Below are 17,814 nucleotides of genomic sequence, written 5' to 3' on the forward strand. Positions count from 1 at the left end.
TTACTCGGGTTTTTGGCGTTGCGAGGGGTCTTGCTGGGCCTGGGCGGCGGCGGCACGCGATTCGGCCATGCCCAGCGCACGTGCGGCGGCCTTTTGCTCGTCCTTCTGCGGCAGCGGCTGCGGCTCACCCTCAGGCGTGAGCCAGCCACCGGTGAACCCGGCGCGCTCCAGACCGGCGCGGATATAGGCGTTCTTTTTCATCACCGTCCAGACGAATTCGTTCTGGTAGTTGGCGATCATCGCCAGGATCGGGCCCTGATCGATGGCGATGTAATCGCTGGCCACCCAGCCACGGTCCGGCACCATGCGCCCGGTCTTGAGCGGGATGTCGTAGTTGAAGCTGGGGTTGAACGAATCCAGAAAGCCATAGCTGGAATACAGGAAGTCGCCGTAGCGCTTGTGCATCTCTTCGGTGGCCGGGATCACCACTTCCGGGGCGAACACGATCGAGGAGATGGCCGCGGTCGGTGCGATGGTGCCGTCGTCGAAGTTCTCGCGCAGGCCGGCGCCGCGCGAAGAGTAGTGGCGGAACTGGCGCTGCTCGCCCCGGTATTCCTGGCTGGTGTTCTGCGGGCCGTCGCCGGCGGTCAGGCCCCAGACGTTTTCGCCGTAGTCCTTCCACTTCATCGGGTTGTCGATGGCGTAGTCGCGCTGCGCCAGGGTGGCGCGGCGGCTATTGAGGAAGTAGTCGATGCCGCGTTCGCGCATGTACTGGTCCTGGATATCGCGGAAGTCGATCCAGACATGGCTGTATTGGTGGCCGAACAGCGGGCCGAAGGACAGATATTCCTGGCCCTGGTAGACGCCCCAGTCGTTGTTGTAGGTGCGCGTCCAGCTGGTCCACGCCTCCGGGTCGACGCCGTGGGTGGGCGAGCCGAGCGCGAGGATGTACAGCATCATCGCCTCGTTGTAGCCCATCCAGTCGTGGTCGATGAAGCCGCTCTCCGGGAACCAGCCCATCGAGATCAGCGGCGCACGCTGCTGCAGCCAGCGCCAGTCCACGCGCTTGTACAGCGTGTCGGCGATCTGGCGGATTTCTTTCTCGCGCGGGTCGTCGCCGTCGTAATACGACTGGGTGAACAACACGCCCATCATCAGCAGCGCGGTATCCACGCTCGACAGCTCGACCCAGCTGTCGTAACGGTTGCCCTGCTGCATATCCAGAAAGTGATAGTAGAAGCCCTTGTAGCCGGCCCTACCGGTCCGCTGCGGCCCCATCGGCGCATCGCGGAAGAATTTCAGTGTGGTCAGGGTGCGATCGATCGCCTGATTGCGGCTGACCCAGCCGTTTTCGATGCCGATCGGATATGCGGTCAATGCAAACCCCACCGAGGCGATGCTGGCGAACGGGCGCGACGGAAACCGGTCCGGCGCCAATCCATTGAGCTCGTTGGTGGTGTCCCAGAAAAACTGGAAGGTGCGGCGTTCGATGTCCGAAAACAGCGGCGGCAACGGTGGCTTGACCGGCTTGGGCGGCAACTGCGCCTCGATCAGGATCACTTTCACTGGTGCCTTCTTTTCGGCCACCTTGGGCTCCTCGGCCTGTTTGCAGGACGCCAGCACCAGCGCGCCCAGCAAGAGTGGAATCGTCAACCAACGCGACGTGTTGCCCCTGTCCATCCGCCCCCCACTTGTGTAATCGATTACATCTCGCACGCCAACCTACCCTATCCAAGCGCCGAGTTCGACCGCCCTGACCTCATGCCAGGGCGGTCGAGTACCTCACCAGTTTAGGCCGAAGGCCAGGCGGAAGGTACGCATCGGCGACGCCAGCACACCGGTCGGTGTGCCGTAAGCCGTGTTCAAGTCGTCCAGTGTCCCGGTGTCGCCGTTGAAGTCGGCGTAGTTCACCCAATTGAACACGTTGAGGATATCCGCACGCACGTTGAATTTGACACCTGCACCGGTATCCCATTCTTTGTTGGCGGCAATGCTGAACTCCTTGTAGCCCAACGTGCCATCCGGCTTGAACTGGATGATGTCGCACTGGTCGTTGCCGGCAAGGCAATTCTGGCCGTAGCGCGCAGTCTGGCTGGCCAGCGACAGCTTGCCGGACAGCTTGACCTCGTAGGGCAGCTCGTAGATGCCGGTGACCACCAGGCGGTTCTTGGCGATGCCGCCGGCTTCACGCCAGCCATAGTCTTCGATGCGCTCGCGATCCAGCGCGTAGTGCTCGCCGAACTGGCGGTTTTCCTTGGCATCGGAATAGGTGTAGGCCACGGTCAGGCCCCAACCGGATTCTTCATCGAAGGGCTTTTCGATCTGCAACGCGAGCTGGTTGTTGCGGGTCTCCACGCCGTTGGTGCCAAGCACGATGGCGCTATAGCCGTTCGGGCCATCGGTCGGCGCACCGGAGGTGGTGCCCGGCTGGAAGAATGAACCGTCCGGCAAGCGATTGCCGCGCACGAAGGCGAAGCCGTCATGGCTCTCGATACGGCTCAGGGTCACATCGGTGAACCAGTCCTGGCCCCACAACGGCACCATGTTGCGCATGCCGATGCTGAATTGGTCGGAGTACGGGGTCTTGAGGTTGTTATCGATCAGGTAGACCTCACGTCCGCCACCGCCAGTGCTGTTGGCCGTGAGTGTGTTCAAGCCTTCCTGATTGTTGTACGCCGGATTCCACGCCGTGCATGGGTCGCCCAGGCAGGCACCGTTGTTGGCGCTGGTGAAGTAGTAGCTATAGGAGTTGAAGGAGTTGTTGAGCTGCTCCAGTGCCAGGTAATCGAAGATGTTGCGGTCGTAGGCACGGCCGGCACCGCCGTAGATCACGTGGGCCTGGTCGCCGAACAGGTCGTAGGAGGCACCCAGACGCGGCTGCCAGGCATTCTTGAATGCCTTGCGGTTGTTGCCGGTGCTGATGAAGTTGTTGATGTTGTAGTTGGCGTTGCGCAGGTTTGGCCAGTTCTGCAACGCACCGGCCACATCGGACGGGGTGACGAAGTCCAGGAACGCCGGGGTTTCTTCGTAGTCGTAGCGCACGCCCAGGTTGAGGGTCCAGTGCTCGTTGACCTCCCAGTCGTCCTGCAGATAGATGCCGTACTGCTTGTTCGTGGACACCACCGAGCCGCCACCTTCGGTCAACGGCGCGCCGAAGCGCACACGGTAAGGCGTTTCGACATCGCTGAGGATGTTGTAGTAGTACTGCGGATTGGCCGGGTTGAACTGGGTCGAATCCAGATCGATGCTCTTGAACTTCACGCCCATCTTGACGGTGTGTGCGCCGTGCCATTCCAGGCTGTTCAAGGTCAGATCGTCCTGGAAGGTCCAGCCCTTCTGGCCCTTGCGCTGAAAGCTGCCACCGGCACCGGCGGACAGCACTTCGTCCTCGATACCGCGTACCGGCGCATAACTCAGCACGTAGCCGCTGCCATTGTTGCGCGGCGCCTGGTTCCAGAACGCGCTCTCGTAGCTCAGATTGGCTTCGTTGAGGAAGTTGGCACCGCTGTATTGCCAGCGCAGGTTGGCGCGCTTTTCTTCCTGACCGTTGACGCTGCCGTGCTCGAGGGTCGAGGTGCCGCCAACGTCGTTGAGCTCGTCTTCCTTGCGGTACTTGCCGGTCAGCTCGAACAGGTTGTTGTCGCCGATGGTCCAGTCGATCTTGCCGAAGTACAGGTCTTCCTTGAACGGGGTGCTGTAGGTGGCCACCAACGGCTGCAACTGCGCGGGCAGTTGGTCGATGCGGTCGGAATAGATCGAGCCGGGAATCACCACGTTGGGGGTGGTGTATTCCTTGGCTTCATAGGCGATGAAGAAATGCGCCTTGTCCTTGAGGATCGGGCCGCTGAAGGTGGCGCCGTACTGGGTTTCTTCGAAGTCGTCGCGCACGCCGGCCTTCTTCTCCAGCGGGCTCTCCTCGCGCCAGCCGTCATTGCTGGTGTCCCAGAAGAAGCTGCCGTGGAAATCGTTGGTGCCGGACTTGGACGAGGCCACGATGGCCGCACCGCTGACCTGGTCGAACTCCGCCTTGTAGTTGGAGGTGATGACCTTGTACTCGCCGATCGCCGACTGCGGGAACGGATTGCCTCGACTGGAATCCTGGCCGCTGACGCCACCGGTCAGCACGTAGTTCTTCTGGCTCACACCGTCGATGTAAACGTTGGTGCCTTCGGCCGAGGTGGCGCCGGTGCGCACCTTGGTAGTGCCGTTGGCGTCGCGGGTGAACTGCACGTTCGGCACGGTGTCGGCCAGTTCCAGGAAGTTGCGCGTGGCACGTGGCAGGTTCTGGATCTGCACGTTGGAGATATACGTGGCGTTTTCGGAGGTGCGCGTCTCCACCAGTACCGGCGGTGCCTTGACCTGCACCGCGTCCAGCGTGGTGGCGTTACCACCTTCGGCCGTGGCCTGCTCGCCGCCGACGCCCAGGTTCAAGGTGGCCGTCTGGCCGACCTGCACGGTCACATTCTGCGTGCTGGTCTGGCCGTTGGCGGTGACGTCGATGCGGTACGAGCCCGGCGGCAGACCACCGACCGAATAACTGCCATTGCTGACCTGCACGGTGCGGGTCAGGCCGGTCGCAAGATTGGTCGCGGTCACCTGGGCCTGCGCCGCAGGTGCGGAGTCCACGCTGACCTGGCCGCGGATGGTCGCGGCAGTGCTCTGCGCAAATACAGGCGCGGCGCCCAGGAGCAGGCAGCTGGCCAGGGCACAGCTGAGCAGCTTGCGCGCCGGGCGGGCGGAATGGGGGTGGTGGTGGCGCATTGGTCCCTCCAGGGATCGGTACAGATTGTTGTTGTGGCGTTGCAAACCAGCAGGAACGACCGCTGCGGGGGAGCAGCGGGAGCGGACAGAACGTCCGCGAAAGTCAGGGGCCGGGCTCGCCGGCACCGCAGGAAGTACGGATCACCAGCTCGGGCGTGAGCAGTTGGCGGATACCGTCGTCATGGCCGGGCAGTTCCACCAGCCGCATCAATCGGGTCATCGCCTGCTCGCCCAGGCGCGCGATGCTGACCCGCATCGTGGTCAGCGCCGGATGGACGAAGCGTGCCAGCGGGATGTCGTCGAACCCGGCCAGCGCCACATCGCCGGGTACCGACACATCGGCCTGCGCAAACGCGTACAGGCAGCCGAGCGCGGTCATGTCGTTGGCGGCAAACACCGCATCAGGCAAGGTGCCGGCGGCCAGCATCGCCAGCCCGGCGCGATGGCCGGAGGCTTCATCAAAGTCGCCGGCATATTCCATTCCCTGCGCCTGGTCGCCGAACCCGGCAATCGCGTCGCGGAAACCGCGCAGGCGTTCGCGCGCATCGAAATTGAGCGCCGGCCCGCCGATGAAGGCGATACGCCGATGGCCGGCGCGCAGCAGATGCTCGGTCATGGCCATGGCGCCGGCATGGTCATCGATGCTCAGCACCGGATAACCGGCGCCGGGCAGATGCGCATTGATCAGCACCGTCGGCAGCGACGGCGGCAGGTTATCGGTGAGAAAGCCCGGCTGCTCGGCGTAGGGAGAGAGCACCAGCAAGCCATCGACGCGTCCACGCATCGACCGCAGCGCTCTGCCCTGGGCTTCCGGGTCGCCGTGATAGCTGGACACCAGCAAGTGCTGGCCGGCAGCGCGCGCCGCGCCATCGATGCCGCGGATCAACTCGGAAAAGAATTCGCCATACAGGTCGGGCAGCACCACGCCCAGGGTCTGGGACCGCCGGCTACTCAGGCTGCGGGCTGCTGCATGCGGGCTATAACGCAGCCGCTCGGCCACTTCCATGACCTGCCGGCGCACCGGCCCGGCAACGTTGTCGTGCCCGTTGAGCGCACGCGACACGGTAGCGACAGAGACCTGTGCTTCCCGAGCGACATCTTTGATGGTGACCGCACCCTTGGCCATTCGTGTCGCCCTCCGCGACCGGCTTCCCAAAACTGGCGCGGACTGTAAGCGTTTTCATAAGCGGGCGTAAACCCCTATCTTCACGCCTATGAAAACGCTTACAGATCAAGCATCTGCAGGTGATGAGTACGTGAATGGATGTGCTGCAGCGCAACAAACCTGCGCCCACGTGTCCACAACCGAGAGGTGGCGGTGATCACGGTTGAGTGGTTCGGGCTGCTGTGTTGGACCCACCACGTAGGAGCGCACCCGGGCGCGATCGCTTCGATCGACAAGGCATGGATGTCGGTCTGCATCATCTCTCCCACCGCAGCGTAGACCGCACGGTGACGGGCCAGCGGCGGTTTGCCGACGAAGACCGCGCTGACCACCCGCACATTGAAATGTCCGCGGCCATCGCGGGCACCGGCGTGGCCGGCATGCCGATGGCTGTCGTCCACCACCTCCAGCTCGGTGGGTGACAACGCCGATTGCAGCGCCTGGCGAATCCGCTCGACCCGGCTCATGGCAGCACCCGGCGGAACGGCCGGACCTCGGTGCGCACGTAGACGCCCGCAGCCACATAGGGATCGGCATCGGCCCAGGCGCGTGCGTCTTCCAGTGCGTCGAACTCGGCAATCACCACGCTGCCGCTGAAACCGGCCAGACCCGGATCTTCCGCATCGATGGCCGGGCACGGGCCTGCCACCAGCAACCGTCCCGCAGCGGCCAGCGCCTGCAAACGCGCCAGATGCGCCGGCCGCGCCTGCTGCCGAGCGGCCAGTGCATCGGCCCGGTCATACCCTTCGATTACGTACCACACATGCCACCTCACCCAGGACTTGAAGATCACCGCAGGGATTCTAGCCGCGTCAGCGCTGGACACCGCCCCCGCGCACGCATTACCCTTAAGGCTTACTGCAGACGCAACCGGACGCAGCGGCCCGTCGGCCCAGGCACCACGCCTCATTCGACGACCGATTCGCTGCCCACCGCCGGTTCGCGTAGACGACCTCCTCGCTGTTCCGTCGCCGCCTGCCACGCGGCGCCCGATGGTACGCGGACCGGCGTTTGTGGATTTGTGGGAGCGTGCCGAAGCAGGCACGACATTGATCGCAATAACTCAAGGCAAAGCCCTGCAGGCGCGGCTCAGACCGCGGCCGGCGACCGTAAGACCCGATGTCCACCTGATGAATTCCGAACTCGCGCACGTCGCGACTCCGCCAGCCGCAAGCGCTCACCCACAGCAGCAGGAAATGCCGCTGGCGGTGGTGCATGGGCAACCGGTGCTGCAGATCCCGCAGGATCTGTATATCCCGCCGGATGCGCTGGAAGTGATTCTGGACGCGTTCGAAGGTCCGCTCGATTTATTGCTGTACCTGATCCGCCGTCAGAACCTGGACATCCTGGATATCCCAGTCGCCGAGATCACCCGGCAGTACGTGGACTACATCAACGTGATGCAGGAGCTGCGCTTCGAACTGGCGGCCGAATATCTGGTGATGGCTGCGATCCTGGCCGAGATCAAATCGCGCATGCTGCTGCCGCGCCCACCCAGCCAGGAAGGCGAAGAGGACGACCCGCGCGCAGAGCTGGTGCGCCGTCTGCAGGAATACGAGCGTTTCAAGCAGGCCGCCGAAGACCTGGACACCCTGCCCCGCATGGGCCGCGACAGCGCGCCGGTGCAGGCGCATCTGCCCGAGCGTGCAGCGGTCAAGCTGCCGCCGCCGGTGGAGCTGAAAGAAATGCTGATGGCGCTGTACGACGTGCTCAAGCGCGCCGAGCTGTTCACCGGCCACGCGATCAAGCGCGAGGCGCTGAGTGTGCGCCAGCGCATGGGCGATGTGCTGAGCCGCCTGGACGACGGCAAGTTCTACCGCTTCGAATCGCTGTTCACTGCCGAAGAAGGCAAGCTCGGCGTGCTGGTCACCTTCCTGGCGCTGCTCGAATTGGCCAAGGAGCAGTTGCTGGACATCGTGCAGGAGGCGCCGCTGGCGCCGATCTACGTGAAGTCGCTGGCGTTGGGCAACACCAATGCGCCGTTGCAATTCTCCAGCGAATTCGATGACAGCGACGCTGCCAACGAACCTATCTGAAGCCGATCACCGAATGGATCAAGCGCTGATCACCCGCATTATCGAAGCCGCCCTGTTGGCAAGCAGCCAGCCGCTGACGCTGGCGCAGCTGCAGGGCCTGTTTCCGGAAGAAGAGCCGGCACCGCCCGGCAGCGTCGAACGCGCGCTGGAACTGCTGCGCGAGGGCTGCGCCGAGCGCGGCGTGGAGCTGGTCGAGGTAGCCTCGGGCTTCCGTTTCCAGGTCAAGGCCGATGTGCACGGCTGGGTCGCCCGTCTATGGACCGAGCGCCGCACCAAGTACACCCGCGCCACCCTGGAGACCCTGGCGTTGATCGCCTACCGCCAGCCGATCACGCGTGGCGAGATCGAACAGGTGCGCGGGGTGGCGGTCAGCAGCAATATCATCCAGGCCCTGGAAGAACGCGAGTGGATCCGCGTTGTCGGCCACCGCGACGTACCCGGCAAGCCCGCCCTGTTCGGCACCACCAAAGGCTTTCTGGATTACTTCGGGCTCAAGCGATTGGACGAGCTGCCGCCATTGTCTGAGTTGAAGGACATTGCCGAACTGGAGCCGCAGCTGCCGCTGGACCGCGATGGTCAGCTGGATGGCGTGGTGCCGGCCTCGGCAGCGATGGATGCGGCGCAAGACCAGGCCGATGCAGGGGCGTCCGACGCGGATGGTGGCAACGCCGATGCCGATGCCGATGCCGATGCCGCTGAGCATGCATCGGATGCGTCGGAGACGGAGACGGAGACGGCGCTTGCCGCTGCGTCCGATGCAGATGCCGAAACCGCCGTTGAAGCAAGCGTTAGTGCGCCGACCGACAGCAAAAGCGACAGCAAAAGCGAAAGCGACTCGGATGTTGCAGCGGATTCGCATCGTTTATTTGAAATAGATAACGACATCGATGCCGGCACCGATGTTGATGGCGATGTCGGCAGCGACAGCACCGACGACGACCAGGCATCCAGCGCCGACGCCGACGACGCCGATACAGAAGCAGCCGACGTCGGCACGGCAGACGACACCGCCGACGCGCCGAGCGCCGACACACCGCAGCACCCCGAGGATTCCTCGGCGCAACACATGCACCACATGCAAGACCCAGACAGCGCCCGCGAGGGCGACCCCGACACCGCGCCGGGCACGCGCGCGGATGCAGTGAACGAAGACGAAGACAACGCCGTCGCGACGACGACCGTGGCTGTTGACGAAGCCGATTCCGACCCAGAGGCCGACCCGCAACGCGTCGGCCGGAGCCAGACACATGAGTGACACCCCCCGCAAGCTGTCGTTGAACAAGCTTTCCCTCAAGCGCGACAGCGCGCCCGAAGTGCCGAAGCTGGAAGAGCGCCTGCACAAGGTGCTGGCCCAGGCCGGTCTGGGCTCGCGCCGCGCGCTCGAGCAGCGCATTGCCGATGGCCTGATCAAGGTCAATGGCGCCGTCGCGCAGACCGGTATGTCGGTGCGCAGCGGCGACAAGATCGAGCTGGACGGCCGCAGTTTCGTGGCCAGCGCGCTGACCGAGCCCTCGCGCGTGCTGATCTACAACAAGCCCGAAGGCGAAGTGACCACGCGCGAAGATCCCGAAGGCCGCCCGACCGTGTTCGAGTCGCTGCCGGCATTGAAGGGCTCGCGCTGGATCGCCATCGGCCGCCTGGACATCAACACCACCGGCCTGCTGCTGCTGACCACCGACGGTGAGCTGGCCAACGCGATGATGCACCCCTCTTACGAGGTCGAACGCGAATACGTGGTGCGCGTGCGCGCCCCGGAAGGCGAAGAAAACGTGTCCGACGCCATCATCGAACGGCTGTCGCGCGGTGTGCTGCTGGAAGACGGCGGCGCCAAGTTCGACGAGATCGAGCGCATCGGCGGCACCGATTCGCACGACTGGTTCCGCGTGGTGGTCAAGGAAGGCCGCAACCGTGAAGTGCGCCGTCTGTGGGAATCGCAGGGCTGCCAGGTCAGTCGCCTCAAGCGCAGCCGCTACGGCAAGATCTCGCTGCCGCGCGAACTGCTGCGTGGGCAGTCGGTGGAAGTGGCACAGGAAAAGGTCGACACCCTGCGCGCCGAGCTCAAGCTGGAAGAAGGCGCGCCTTCTGCACTGACCCTGCAACCGGTGATCGGCCAGCGGCGTGCTGCCAAGTCCACCGTGCATGTCTCGCGCGATGGTCGCAGCAATGCCTACGTCAATGGGCAGACTTCCGGCGCCGATGAAGGCCGCGAGCTGCGTCGCTTCGACAACCCGCGTGACGATCGCGGCGGCCGCGGTCGCGGCAAGCCGGGCGGCTTCAAGGGCGGCCTCACCGTCAGCGGCGAAGCGGCGGCCAAGCAATCGCAGCAACGCCCGTTCAAACAGCGTGGCCCGGCCAAGGGCGACCGCTCGTTGCCCGATGGCAACCCGGCCGCGTTCCGCAGCTGGTACGTGCCCGATGGCGTGAGCACCGGCCCGAGCGGTCACCGCAATGCCGGCCCCAGCGGTCCAGGCACCGGTCAGGCGCGTCCTTATGCCAAGAAAGGTCCGGGTGGTGTGCGTCCAGGCGCCGGCGGCCCAGGCCCAGGCAATGCACGTCCCGGTGCTCGCGGGCCAGGGCGTGACGGTGCCGGTGGCGGACAGGGCCAGTCGCAAGGTCAGGGACAAGGCCAGCGCAAGCACCCGTATGGACATCCGGGCAATGCACCGAGCTTCCCGTCCGATCACGCCAACCCGGGCTTCAGCCCCTATGGCACGGCGCGTCCGGCAGGTCGCCCGACCGGCGCACGCGCAGGCGGCCCCGGTGGTAACCGTGGTCCGGGCGGCAATCGCGGTCCCGGTGGTCCGGGTGGCGCACCGCGCGGTGCCGGCGGTCCCGGTGGGCGCCCGCCGGGCGGCGGCAATCGTCGCCCGCCCGGTGGCGGTAATCGCGGTCGCTAAGATGCGGCACGCGCAATAAAAAACGGCCCTGCAAAGGGCCGTTTTTGTTTGTACAACAGATTGCTCCGAGCATCACGATCGATTGCAGCTGTAGTGCAAGCGACGACGACCTCGCACTACCCAGCGGCGATCAAGCGCCCAAAGCGCTTCGCATCCAGGAAGCGGCATCCAGACGCCATGCGGCACTGGCACGATGCACGACCGCATGGGCTGGCCGACGGCGCATCGCGAGCAACGGTCAAACGGGTCTCGATGGCGCGAAGCCCCGCACAACACTGCCGACACTGCTCAGCTGCTGCACCCACATGACGCTGAGCGCAGCGATCTCTGGGCTGCGCTTACTTACGGCGCTCGATGACGAAGTTACCGACGTTGATGCCCAGATCGATGCCCTCGCCCGTGCCCGCCAGGGCCAGCGAGATATCGCCCTTGGTGACCACCTGTGCGGTGCTGGACTTGACCACACCCGCATGCGCTTCGGCCGCGGCGTAGGTGCCGAACAGATCGTTGAGGCTGTAGGCGCCGGTGAACGAACCGCGACCACCGGTGATCTTGGACTTGCCAACGGTCAAACCGCCGCCCTTGCTGGAAATCTTGACCGGAATGACCGCCCCGTTATCGCAGGTGATAGTGCCGGTGCCGCTGGCAGTCTTGTAGAACACCGACCAGCCCGACAGGTTGAACTTCAACTGGCAATCGATATTGCCGGCGGCCTGCGCCTGCGGAGCCAGCGTTGCCGCGCCGAGCAGGGCAAAAAGAGACAGTGACTTGATCATGTGTGCGTTGCCGGTGGTGGACGTGGCGCGAGACTAGCAGCGCCGGCGTAGCAGCCGCGACAAGGTCAACGCACCTCTCCAACGCGCGTTCAGCGAATGATTATCTCGGCGCGCGCATGGCAGCGCGCTGCACAAGCAGCCCCGACATGGGATCATTCGGGCATGTCACGCATCGCCCACAGACTGCTCTTCGCCGCCCTGTTGCTGCCGTCGCTCGCGCATTGCGCCGAGACAATTCCGACCCGGGGCTTTACCGTCGTCAACAGTTATCCGCACGACACCGCCGCCTTTACCGAAGGCCTGTTCTATCTCAACGGGCATCTGTACGAGAGCACCGGCGAGCTGGGCCACTCCAGCGTGCGCAAGGTCGAGCTGGAAACCGGCCGCGTGCTGCAGCAGGCCGATACGCCTGCGCCCTACTACGGCGAAGGCATCGTGGCCTGGGGCGACCGGCTGATCCAGTTGACCTGGCGTAACCAGCGGGGCTTCGTCTACGACCTGGCTACGCTGACACCGCGCTCGCACTTCGCGTATGCCGGCGAAGGTTGGGCGCTGACCAGCGACGAGCGCAGCCTGTACATGAGCGATGGCACTGCCCGCATCCGCCGGCTGGACCCGCAAACGCTGCAGCAGACCGGCACCATCAAGGTCACCGCGCGCGGTAAGCCGTTGGACAATCTCAACGAACTGGAATGGGTCAAGGGCGAGCTGTGGGCCAATGTCTGGCTCACCACCCGCATCGCGCGGATCGACCCGGCTAGCGGCAAGGTGATCGGCTGGATCGACTTGAAGGCGCTGGTTCCCGATGCCGACAGCTTGACCGACCCCAGCAACGATGTGCTCAACGGCATCGCCTACGATGCCAAGCACGATCGGCTATTCGTCACCGGCAAGCGTTGGCCGAAGATTTACGAAATCCGGTTGGCTGAGTAGCAGGGATTGGGGAGTCGGGATTGGCGTAAGCGATATTGGCGCAGGCGGCAGCATGCTCGCTGTGGCGAATCCCTAATCTCTCATTCCTAATCCCGACCGCCGACTCCGCCCTACTCGGTCAACGAAAACGGATCCGCATCCAGCATTGCCGGGAAGCGTGCGCGGTGCTCGGCCAGTGCGACGGCGCTGAGGGTGGTGGTGACCACCTGCGGCTGCTCGCGGATTTCCACCTGCGGCTGGCCGAGGAAATCGATCACCGCGCTGTCGCCGGCGTAGTGCAGCTGATTGCCATCTACGCCGACGCGGTTGACCGCAGCCACAAAGCACAGGTTTTCGATCGCACGTGCGCGCAGCAGCGTCTTCCAGGCATACGCGCGCGCAGACGGCCAGTTGGCGACGAACAATTGCAGATCGAAATCCAGCTGGCCCGGCCGCTCGACATCGAAGCGGTTGCGGCAGAACACCGGAAAGCGCAGGTCGTAGCAGATCTGCGGATTGATCCGCCACCCCTTCCAGTCCACGCACAGGCGATCGCGCCCGGCCGCGTAGCGCAGATGCTCGTTGCCGAAGCGAAACAGATGGCGTTTGTCGTAAGACTGCAGCGCCCCGTCCGGCGTGGCCCACAGCAGCCGGTTGAACACGCCTTCGGGCGTGCGTAACTGCACGCTCCCGGTAACCGCAGCGCCCAGCCGCGCCGACTGAGCACGCACCCACTCCACGGTCGGCCCATCCATGCCTTCGGCCTTGTCGATGGCCTCGTTGGAGAACCCACTGGTGAAGGTCTCCGGCAGGATCACCAGATCGGTCTGCCCGGCCAACGGCTGCAGCAACGCGCCGTAATAATCGCGATTGCCGGCCGGATCATGCCAACGGGTGTCGCCTTGGATCAGGGAGATGCGGAGGTCGTGCATATGAGGCTCGGGAATGGGGAGTCGGGAATCGGGAATGGGTAGAGCGGCTGTGGTGGTGTCTGTGCGCTAAGTGGGTGACAAAGTCGGAGGGGCGAGCAGGACACCCGCGACGCGCTCACGATTCCCTTTCCCGGGCCGGCAGGAATCGAGAAGGAGTCCAGTAACGCTCTTACGATTCCCCAATCCCGATTCCCCATTCCCGGCCCTCAGAGCTTCTGCAAACGTTCGATCGCCGCATCCAACGTTGCATCGTTCTTGGCGAAGCACAGCCGTGCCAGTCGCTGACCGGCTGGTGCCTGTTCGTAGAACGGCGAGAGCGGAATCGCGGCCACGCCCTTTTCGATCGTCAGCCACTTTACGAATTCGGTGTCGGGCAGATCGCTGATGGCCGAATAGTCCACCAGCTGGAAATAGCCGCCGGGCACCGGCAGCGGTAGCAGGCGCGTGGTCAGCAGCTGTTCGCGGAAGCGGTCGCGCTTGGCTTGATAGAACGCGCCAAGCTGCTCGTCGTGCTCGGGCTCGTCGCGGATCATCGCGGCGAACGCGTGCTGCGCCGGGCCGAAGCTGGTGAAGGTGTTGTACTGATGCACCTTGCGAAATTCGGCGGTGAGCGCCGGCGGTGCGATGGCGTAGCCGATCTTCCAGCCGGTGCAGTGGTAGGTCTTGCCGAAACTGGAAATCACGAACGCGCGCTCGCGCAGTTCCGGCCAGCGCAATACCGATTCGTGACGGCGGCCGTCGAACACGATGTGCTCGTAGACCTCGTCCGAGAGCAGAAAAATCTCGGTGCCGCGCAGCAGTTCGGTCAGCGTCTGCATGTCCTCGGCCGAGAGCATCGCGCCGGACGGGTTGTGCGGCGAATTGATCATCAGCAGCCGCGTCTTCGGTGTGATCGCCGCACGCAGCGCCTGCCAATCGACCGCGAAGGTCTGCGGGTGCAGCGCCACATGCACCGCACGCGCGCCGGCCAGATCGATCGCCGGCTCATAGCAGTCGTAGGCCGGATCCAGCACGATGACGTCTTCGCCGACCCGCACCACGGCGTGAATGGCATTGAAGATCGCTTCGGTGGCGCCGCTGGTGACGGTGATTTCGGTGTCGGCATCGACCTGTGCGCCGTAGCAGCGCTGGGCCTTGCCGGCGATGGCCTGCCGCAGCGACGCAACACCGGTCATCGGCGGGTACTGGTTGTGGCCGGCGCGCATGGCCGCTTCCAGTTCATCGACCAGGCGCTGCGGCACCGGGAAATCGGGAAAGCCCTGTCCCAGGTTGACCGCGCCGTGTTCGGCCGCCAGCTGCGACATGACGGTGAAGATGGTGGTGCCCACCTTGGGCAGCTTGGTCGTGAGGGGCATCGTGCCTGTCCGGAACAAGAAACGGGGGACCGCGAGTGTACGCAAAGCGACCGCGCGGTTGCGCCAGACTCACCGCAAAACAGCGTTCCCGGACACATCGCGCCGCTGCGATGCGCCCGTGCCGCGGCCATCGTCGCTACAATGCGCGCCCTGTCCCGCCCTTCCCCATGCCGTCCTGCGACGGGAGCCCGCTGCGCCGATGATCGAACCGCTGCACACTGCGCCCCCGCTGCTGGCGGCGCGCGCGCTGGCCTTCAGCCGCAATGAGGAGCCGGTCTTTGGCCCGCTGGATTTCCATGTCGATGCCGGCGAAGCCCTGCTGGTGCAGGGCGACAACGGCGCCGGCAAGACCACCTTGCTGCGGGTGCTGGCCGGCCTGCTGCATGTGGATCACGGCGAAATCCAGATCGACGGCAAGACCGCCCGGCGCAGCGACCGCAGTCGCTTCATGGCCTACCTGGGGCACCTGCCCGGCCTAAAGGCCGATCTAAGCACCCTGGAAAACCTGCACTTTCTGTGTGGCCTGCATGGCCGGCGGGCCAAGCAGATGCCCGGCAGCGCGCTGGCCATCGTGGGCCTGGCCGGCTACGAAGATGCCCTGGTGCGGCAGTTGTCGGCCGGGCAACGCAAGCGGCTGGCACTGGCGCGGCTGTGGTTGTCGCCTGCGCCGTTGTGGCTGCTGGACGAGCCCTACGCCAACCTCGATCTGGATGGCATCACCTTGGTCAACCGGATGATCTCCGCGCATCTGCGCGGTGGCGGCGCGGCGCTGGTCACCACCCATGGCGCCTACGCGGCCCCGCCGGTGCGCACCCGCATGCTCACCCTGGAGGCCGCAGCATGAGCACGCCCTCGCCACAACCGTCGTTGCTGCAGGCCGCGCGCGCGCTGCTGCGTCGCGATCTGCAATTGCTGTGGCGTCGTCGCAGCGACGCGCTGCAGCCGGCCTTGTTCGCGCTGCTGATCGTGGTGTTGTTTGCGCTGGGCCTGGGTGGCCGCCCGGACCTGCTGGCGCAGGCGGCGCCGGCGGTGCTGTGGCTGTCGGTGCTGCTGGCGGGCCTGCTGTCGCTGGATGCGCTGTTCCGCAGCGACGTGGAAGACGGCTCGATGGAGCAATGGTTGCTGGCACCGGTGCCGTTGGCGTGGTTGATCGCCGTGCGCGTGCTGCTGCATTGGGCGACCAGCGCCTTGCCGCTGATCGCAGTGACGCCGTTGCTGGGCGAATTGCTGCACCTGCCGCATGACCAATTGCCGGTGCTGCTGGCATCGTTGGTACTGGGCACACCGTTATTGAGCCTGCTGGGCGCAGTGGTTGCGGCACTGACGGTAACGATGAAACGCTCTGGTATTCTCGTGGCGTTGCTGGCGTTGCCGTTGTATGTGCCGGTGCTGGTGTTCGGCGCCGGCAGCGTTGCGGCCAGCGGGCAAGGACAGGATGCGGTGGGTGCGTTGTTGTTGTTGGGCGCCGGATTGGTGATCGGCATTGTGCTGGCGCCGTTGGCGGCAGCGGCGGCGATCCGGATTTCGCTCAGCTGATCGATGTTGCAGATGCGCCATTGATAGGACACCGTAAGTCGTTCGGCGGTGTCGTACCGAGAGCTGTCTCCATGCAAAAAGCCATCGCCACGCCAAGAGCCATCGCCATCGCATGAACGTCGTCGTCCGCTGGTTCCACCAAGTCGCCTCACCTCCGATCTTCGACCGATTTACCGCGCGCTGGGCGCCGTGGTGCTACGCGCTGGCGGCATTGCTGCTGGGCGCAGGCATGTGGCAGGCGCTGTTTGCGGTGCCGGCCGACTACCAGCAAGGCGATAGCTTCCGCATTCTCTACATCCATGTGCCGAGCGCGTGGATGAGCTTGTTCGTGTTCGGGCTGATGGCGCTGTATGCGGCGATCGCGCTGATCTGGCGCATCAAGGTGTGCGAGATCCTGGCAATGGCATGCGCACCGATCGGCGCGGCATTCACCGTGATCACGCTGCTCACCGGCAGCATCTGGGGCAAGCCGATGTGGGGCGCCTGGTGGGACTGGGACCCGCGCCTGACCACCGAACTGATTCTGCTGTTCTTGTATCTGGGCGTGATCGGCCTGTATCACGCCATCGACGACCGTCGCCAGGCGGCACGTGCGGCTGCGTTGCTGGCGATCGTCGGTGTGGCGCTGCTGCCGGTGATTCGCTATTCGGTGGTGTGGTGGAACTCGCTGCATCAGGGCCAGAGCATTCGTCTGCTCGGCCCGTCCACCATCGATGCCAGCATGCTGCTGCCTCTGTGGTTGATGGTGATCGGCACCAAGTTCTGGTTCGCCGGGTCGCTGCTGACCCGCGCGCGCGCCGACAACCTGCGCCGCGAGGCCGGCAAGGCCTGGATCGTGCGCGATGCCGAGGGCGCAGCATGAGCTATCTGCCTTACGTGATCGCCGCCTACGCGGTGTTTGTGCTGGTGCTGCTGTGGGACCTGATCGCCGGCCGCTGGCAAGTGCGTCGTGCGCTGAAGATCGCGCAGGCGCGCCGCCTGCGCGAGCGCAAGCGCACGCTGCCCAGCGATGCGGAGCTGACCCGATGAACCCGCAACGTCGCCGCCGGTTGTGGCTGGTGCTGGCGCTGGTGCTGGCCGCCGGGCTGGCGACCACGCTGGTGGCGATGGCCTTGCAGCGCAACGTGGCATATCTGTACACGCCGTCGGAGGTATTGCGCGGCGATGCCGGCGACCACGCCCGGTTCCGGCTCGGCGGCATGGTGGAAAAAGGCTCGTTCAAACGCGCCTCCGGTTCGCTGGAAGCGCAGTTCCGCGTCACCGACGGCGATGCGCAACTGGCGGTGCGCTACGACCGCATCCTGCCGGACCTGTTCCGCGAGGGTCAGGCCGTGGTCGCCACCGGTCGCATGCAGCAGGGCGTGTTCGTGGCCGAAGACGTGCTGGCCAAGCACGATGAAACCTATATGCCGAAGGAAGTGGCCGACAAGATGGGCAGCGCGCATCGCAAGCACCAGGTGGCCCCAGGCAAGGTGACGCAGTGACGGTCGGAAGCAGTGGCGGC

The 17,814-nt window shown here is 64.9% G+C and carries 16 protein-coding genes and 1 pseudogene; 9 read left to right on the top strand and 8 right to left on the bottom strand.

Translation table 11 applies throughout. The features are described from left to right. From XdyCFBP7245_RS04725 to XdyCFBP7245_RS04745, 5 genes and pseudogenes are all read right to left on the bottom strand, one after another. Positions 1-1,620, bottom strand: coding sequence for a glucoamylase family protein (locus XdyCFBP7245_RS04725; protein WP_104614623.1), 1,620 nt, complete (start codon positions 1,618-1,620; stop codon positions 1-3). Positions 1,621-1,722: 102 nt separating this feature from the next. Then, the gene (locus XdyCFBP7245_RS04730) at positions 1,723-4,701 is read right to left on the bottom strand and encodes a TonB-dependent receptor (protein WP_104614624.1); all 2,979 of its coding nucleotides are present in this window, start codon (positions 4,699-4,701) and stop codon (positions 1,723-1,725) included. A 103-nt stretch (positions 4,702-4,804) separates the two neighbouring features. After that, positions 4,805-5,827 carry a LacI family DNA-binding transcriptional regulator gene (locus XdyCFBP7245_RS04735; protein WP_104614625.1) on the bottom strand — a complete coding sequence of 341 codons (1,023 nt, stop codon included), beginning with the start codon at positions 5,825-5,827 and terminating at the stop codon, positions 4,805-4,807. Positions 5,828-6,075: 248 nt separating this feature from the next. Beyond that, a pseudogene (locus XdyCFBP7245_RS04740) lies at positions 6,076-6,333 on the bottom strand (BolA family protein); the annotation flags it as partial. Further along, positions 6,330-6,629 (bottom strand): YciI family protein, encoded by a 300-nt coding sequence (locus XdyCFBP7245_RS04745; RefSeq protein WP_104614725.1) that lies wholly within the window; start codon positions 6,627-6,629, stop codon positions 6,330-6,332. The gene XdyCFBP7245_RS04745 and the pseudogene XdyCFBP7245_RS04740, both read right to left, overlap by 4 nt. 367 nt (positions 6,630-6,996) lie before the next feature. Between XdyCFBP7245_RS04745 and XdyCFBP7245_RS04750 the strand changes: the two genes are divergently transcribed. Genes XdyCFBP7245_RS04750 through XdyCFBP7245_RS04760 form a run of 3 tightly spaced genes read left to right on the top strand, consistent with a single transcriptional unit; the run spans position 6,997 to position 10,799 of the window. Then, positions 6,997-7,902: a segregation and condensation protein A gene (locus XdyCFBP7245_RS04750; protein ID WP_104614626.1), complete on the top strand. Its 906-nt coding sequence runs from the start codon at positions 6,997-6,999 to the stop codon at positions 7,900-7,902. Between the two features lie 13 nt (positions 7,903-7,915). Next, a complete protein-coding gene (gene scpB, locus XdyCFBP7245_RS04755) occupies positions 7,916-9,157 on the top strand; it encodes an SMC-Scp complex subunit ScpB (protein WP_244907765.1) in 1,242 nt (413 codons plus the stop codon). Continuing rightward, entirely contained in the window at positions 9,150-10,799 is a 1,650-nt protein-coding gene (locus XdyCFBP7245_RS04760) for a pseudouridine synthase (protein ID WP_104614627.1), read from the top strand. The genes scpB and XdyCFBP7245_RS04760 overlap by 8 nt, the downstream gene beginning before the upstream one ends. A gap of 338 nt (positions 10,800-11,137) precedes the next feature. Here XdyCFBP7245_RS04760 and XdyCFBP7245_RS04765 read toward each other — a convergent pair whose 3' ends face one another. Next, positions 11,138-11,575 carry a hypothetical protein gene (locus XdyCFBP7245_RS04765; protein WP_104614628.1) on the bottom strand — a complete coding sequence of 146 codons (438 nt, stop codon included), beginning with the start codon at positions 11,573-11,575 and terminating at the stop codon, positions 11,138-11,140. A gap of 162 nt (positions 11,576-11,737) precedes the next feature. Between XdyCFBP7245_RS04765 and XdyCFBP7245_RS04770 the strand changes: the two genes are divergently transcribed. After that, positions 11,738-12,508, top strand: coding sequence for a glutaminyl-peptide cyclotransferase (locus XdyCFBP7245_RS04770; protein WP_104614727.1), 771 nt, complete (start codon positions 11,738-11,740; stop codon positions 12,506-12,508). 110 nt (positions 12,509-12,618) lie between these two features. On the opposite strand, the gene XdyCFBP7245_RS04775 is transcribed toward XdyCFBP7245_RS04770, so the two are convergent. Both XdyCFBP7245_RS04775 and XdyCFBP7245_RS04780 read right to left on the bottom strand, forming a co-directional pair. Then, complete coding sequence (locus XdyCFBP7245_RS04775; RefSeq protein ID WP_104614629.1) at positions 12,619-13,419, bottom strand: amidohydrolase; 801 nt, start codon at positions 13,417-13,419, stop codon at positions 12,619-12,621. Positions 13,420-13,625: 206 nt separating this feature from the next. Further along, positions 13,626-14,774 carry a pyridoxal phosphate-dependent aminotransferase gene (locus XdyCFBP7245_RS04780; RefSeq protein ID WP_104614630.1) on the bottom strand — a complete coding sequence of 383 codons (1,149 nt, stop codon included), beginning with the start codon at positions 14,772-14,774 and terminating at the stop codon, positions 13,626-13,628. 199 nt (positions 14,775-14,973) lie between these two features. On the opposite strand from XdyCFBP7245_RS04780, the gene ccmA reads away from it, so the two are divergent. The 5 genes from ccmA to ccmE all read left to right on the top strand — a co-directional run bounded on the left by ccmA (position 14,974) and on the right by ccmE (position 17,794). Then, positions 14,974-15,618 (top strand): heme ABC exporter ATP-binding protein CcmA, encoded by a 645-nt coding sequence (gene ccmA / locus XdyCFBP7245_RS04785; protein ID WP_104614631.1) that lies wholly within the window; start codon positions 14,974-14,976, stop codon positions 15,616-15,618. After that, positions 15,615-16,310, top strand: coding sequence for a heme exporter protein CcmB (gene ccmB / locus XdyCFBP7245_RS04790; protein ID WP_104614632.1), 696 nt, complete (start codon positions 15,615-15,617; stop codon positions 16,308-16,310). Before ccmA ends, ccmB begins: the two co-directional genes overlap by 4 nt. A gap of 112 nt (positions 16,311-16,422) precedes the next feature. Next, on the top strand, positions 16,423-17,172 hold the full coding sequence (ccmC, locus tag XdyCFBP7245_RS04795) for a heme ABC transporter permease CcmC (RefSeq protein ID WP_104614633.1): 750 nt from the start codon (positions 16,423-16,425) through the stop codon (positions 17,170-17,172). Then, complete coding sequence (locus XdyCFBP7245_RS04800) at positions 17,169-17,339, top strand: heme exporter protein CcmD (protein ID WP_104614634.1); 171 nt, start codon at positions 17,169-17,171, stop codon at positions 17,337-17,339. The genes ccmC and XdyCFBP7245_RS04800 overlap by 4 nt, the downstream gene beginning before the upstream one ends. Further along, positions 17,336-17,794 carry a cytochrome c maturation protein CcmE gene (gene ccmE / locus XdyCFBP7245_RS04805; protein ID WP_055852120.1) on the top strand — a complete coding sequence of 153 codons (459 nt, stop codon included), beginning with the start codon at positions 17,336-17,338 and terminating at the stop codon, positions 17,792-17,794. Before XdyCFBP7245_RS04800 ends, ccmE begins: the two co-directional genes overlap by 4 nt. Positions 17,795-17,814: the final 20 nt, after the last annotated feature.

Source organism: Xanthomonas dyei (assembly GCF_002939865.1).
Classification (GTDB): domain Bacteria; phylum Pseudomonadota; class Gammaproteobacteria; order Xanthomonadales; family Xanthomonadaceae; genus Xanthomonas; species Xanthomonas dyei.

Coding starts and splice junctions, on each gene's coding strand:
- XdyCFBP7245_RS04725 (WP_104614623.1), bottom strand. CDS start 1,620: ATGGACAGGGGCAACACGTCGCGTTGGTTGACGATTCCACTCTTGCTG.
- XdyCFBP7245_RS04730 (WP_104614624.1), bottom strand. CDS start 4,701: ATGCGCCACCACCACCCCCATTCCGCCCGCCCGGCGCGCAAGCTGCTC.
- XdyCFBP7245_RS04735 (WP_104614625.1), bottom strand. CDS start 5,827: ATGGCCAAGGGTGCGGTCACCATCAAAGATGTCGCTCGGGAAGCACAG.
- XdyCFBP7245_RS04750 (WP_104614626.1), top strand. CDS start 6,997: ATGAATTCCGAACTCGCGCACGTCGCGACTCCGCCAGCCGCAAGCGCT.
- scpB (WP_244907765.1), top strand. CDS start 7,916: ATGGATCAAGCGCTGATCACCCGCATTATCGAAGCCGCCCTGTTGGCA.
- XdyCFBP7245_RS04760 (WP_104614627.1), top strand. CDS start 9,150: ATGAGTGACACCCCCCGCAAGCTGTCGTTGAACAAGCTTTCCCTCAAG.
- XdyCFBP7245_RS04765 (WP_104614628.1), bottom strand. CDS start 11,575: ATGATCAAGTCACTGTCTCTTTTTGCCCTGCTCGGCGCGGCAACGCTG.
- XdyCFBP7245_RS04770 (WP_104614727.1), top strand. CDS start 11,738: ATGTCACGCATCGCCCACAGACTGCTCTTCGCCGCCCTGTTGCTGCCG.
- XdyCFBP7245_RS04775 (WP_104614629.1), bottom strand. CDS start 13,419: ATGCACGACCTCCGCATCTCCCTGATCCAAGGCGACACCCGTTGGCAT.
- XdyCFBP7245_RS04780 (WP_104614630.1), bottom strand. CDS start 14,774: ATGCCCCTCACGACCAAGCTGCCCAAGGTGGGCACCACCATCTTCACC.
- ccmA (WP_104614631.1), top strand. CDS start 14,974: ATGATCGAACCGCTGCACACTGCGCCCCCGCTGCTGGCGGCGCGCGCG.
- ccmB (WP_104614632.1), top strand. CDS start 15,615: ATGAGCACGCCCTCGCCACAACCGTCGTTGCTGCAGGCCGCGCGCGCG.
- ccmC (WP_104614633.1), top strand. CDS start 16,423: ATGAACGTCGTCGTCCGCTGGTTCCACCAAGTCGCCTCACCTCCGATC.
- XdyCFBP7245_RS04800 (WP_104614634.1), top strand. CDS start 17,169: ATGAGCTATCTGCCTTACGTGATCGCCGCCTACGCGGTGTTTGTGCTG.
- ccmE (WP_055852120.1), top strand. CDS start 17,336: ATGAACCCGCAACGTCGCCGCCGGTTGTGGCTGGTGCTGGCGCTGGTG.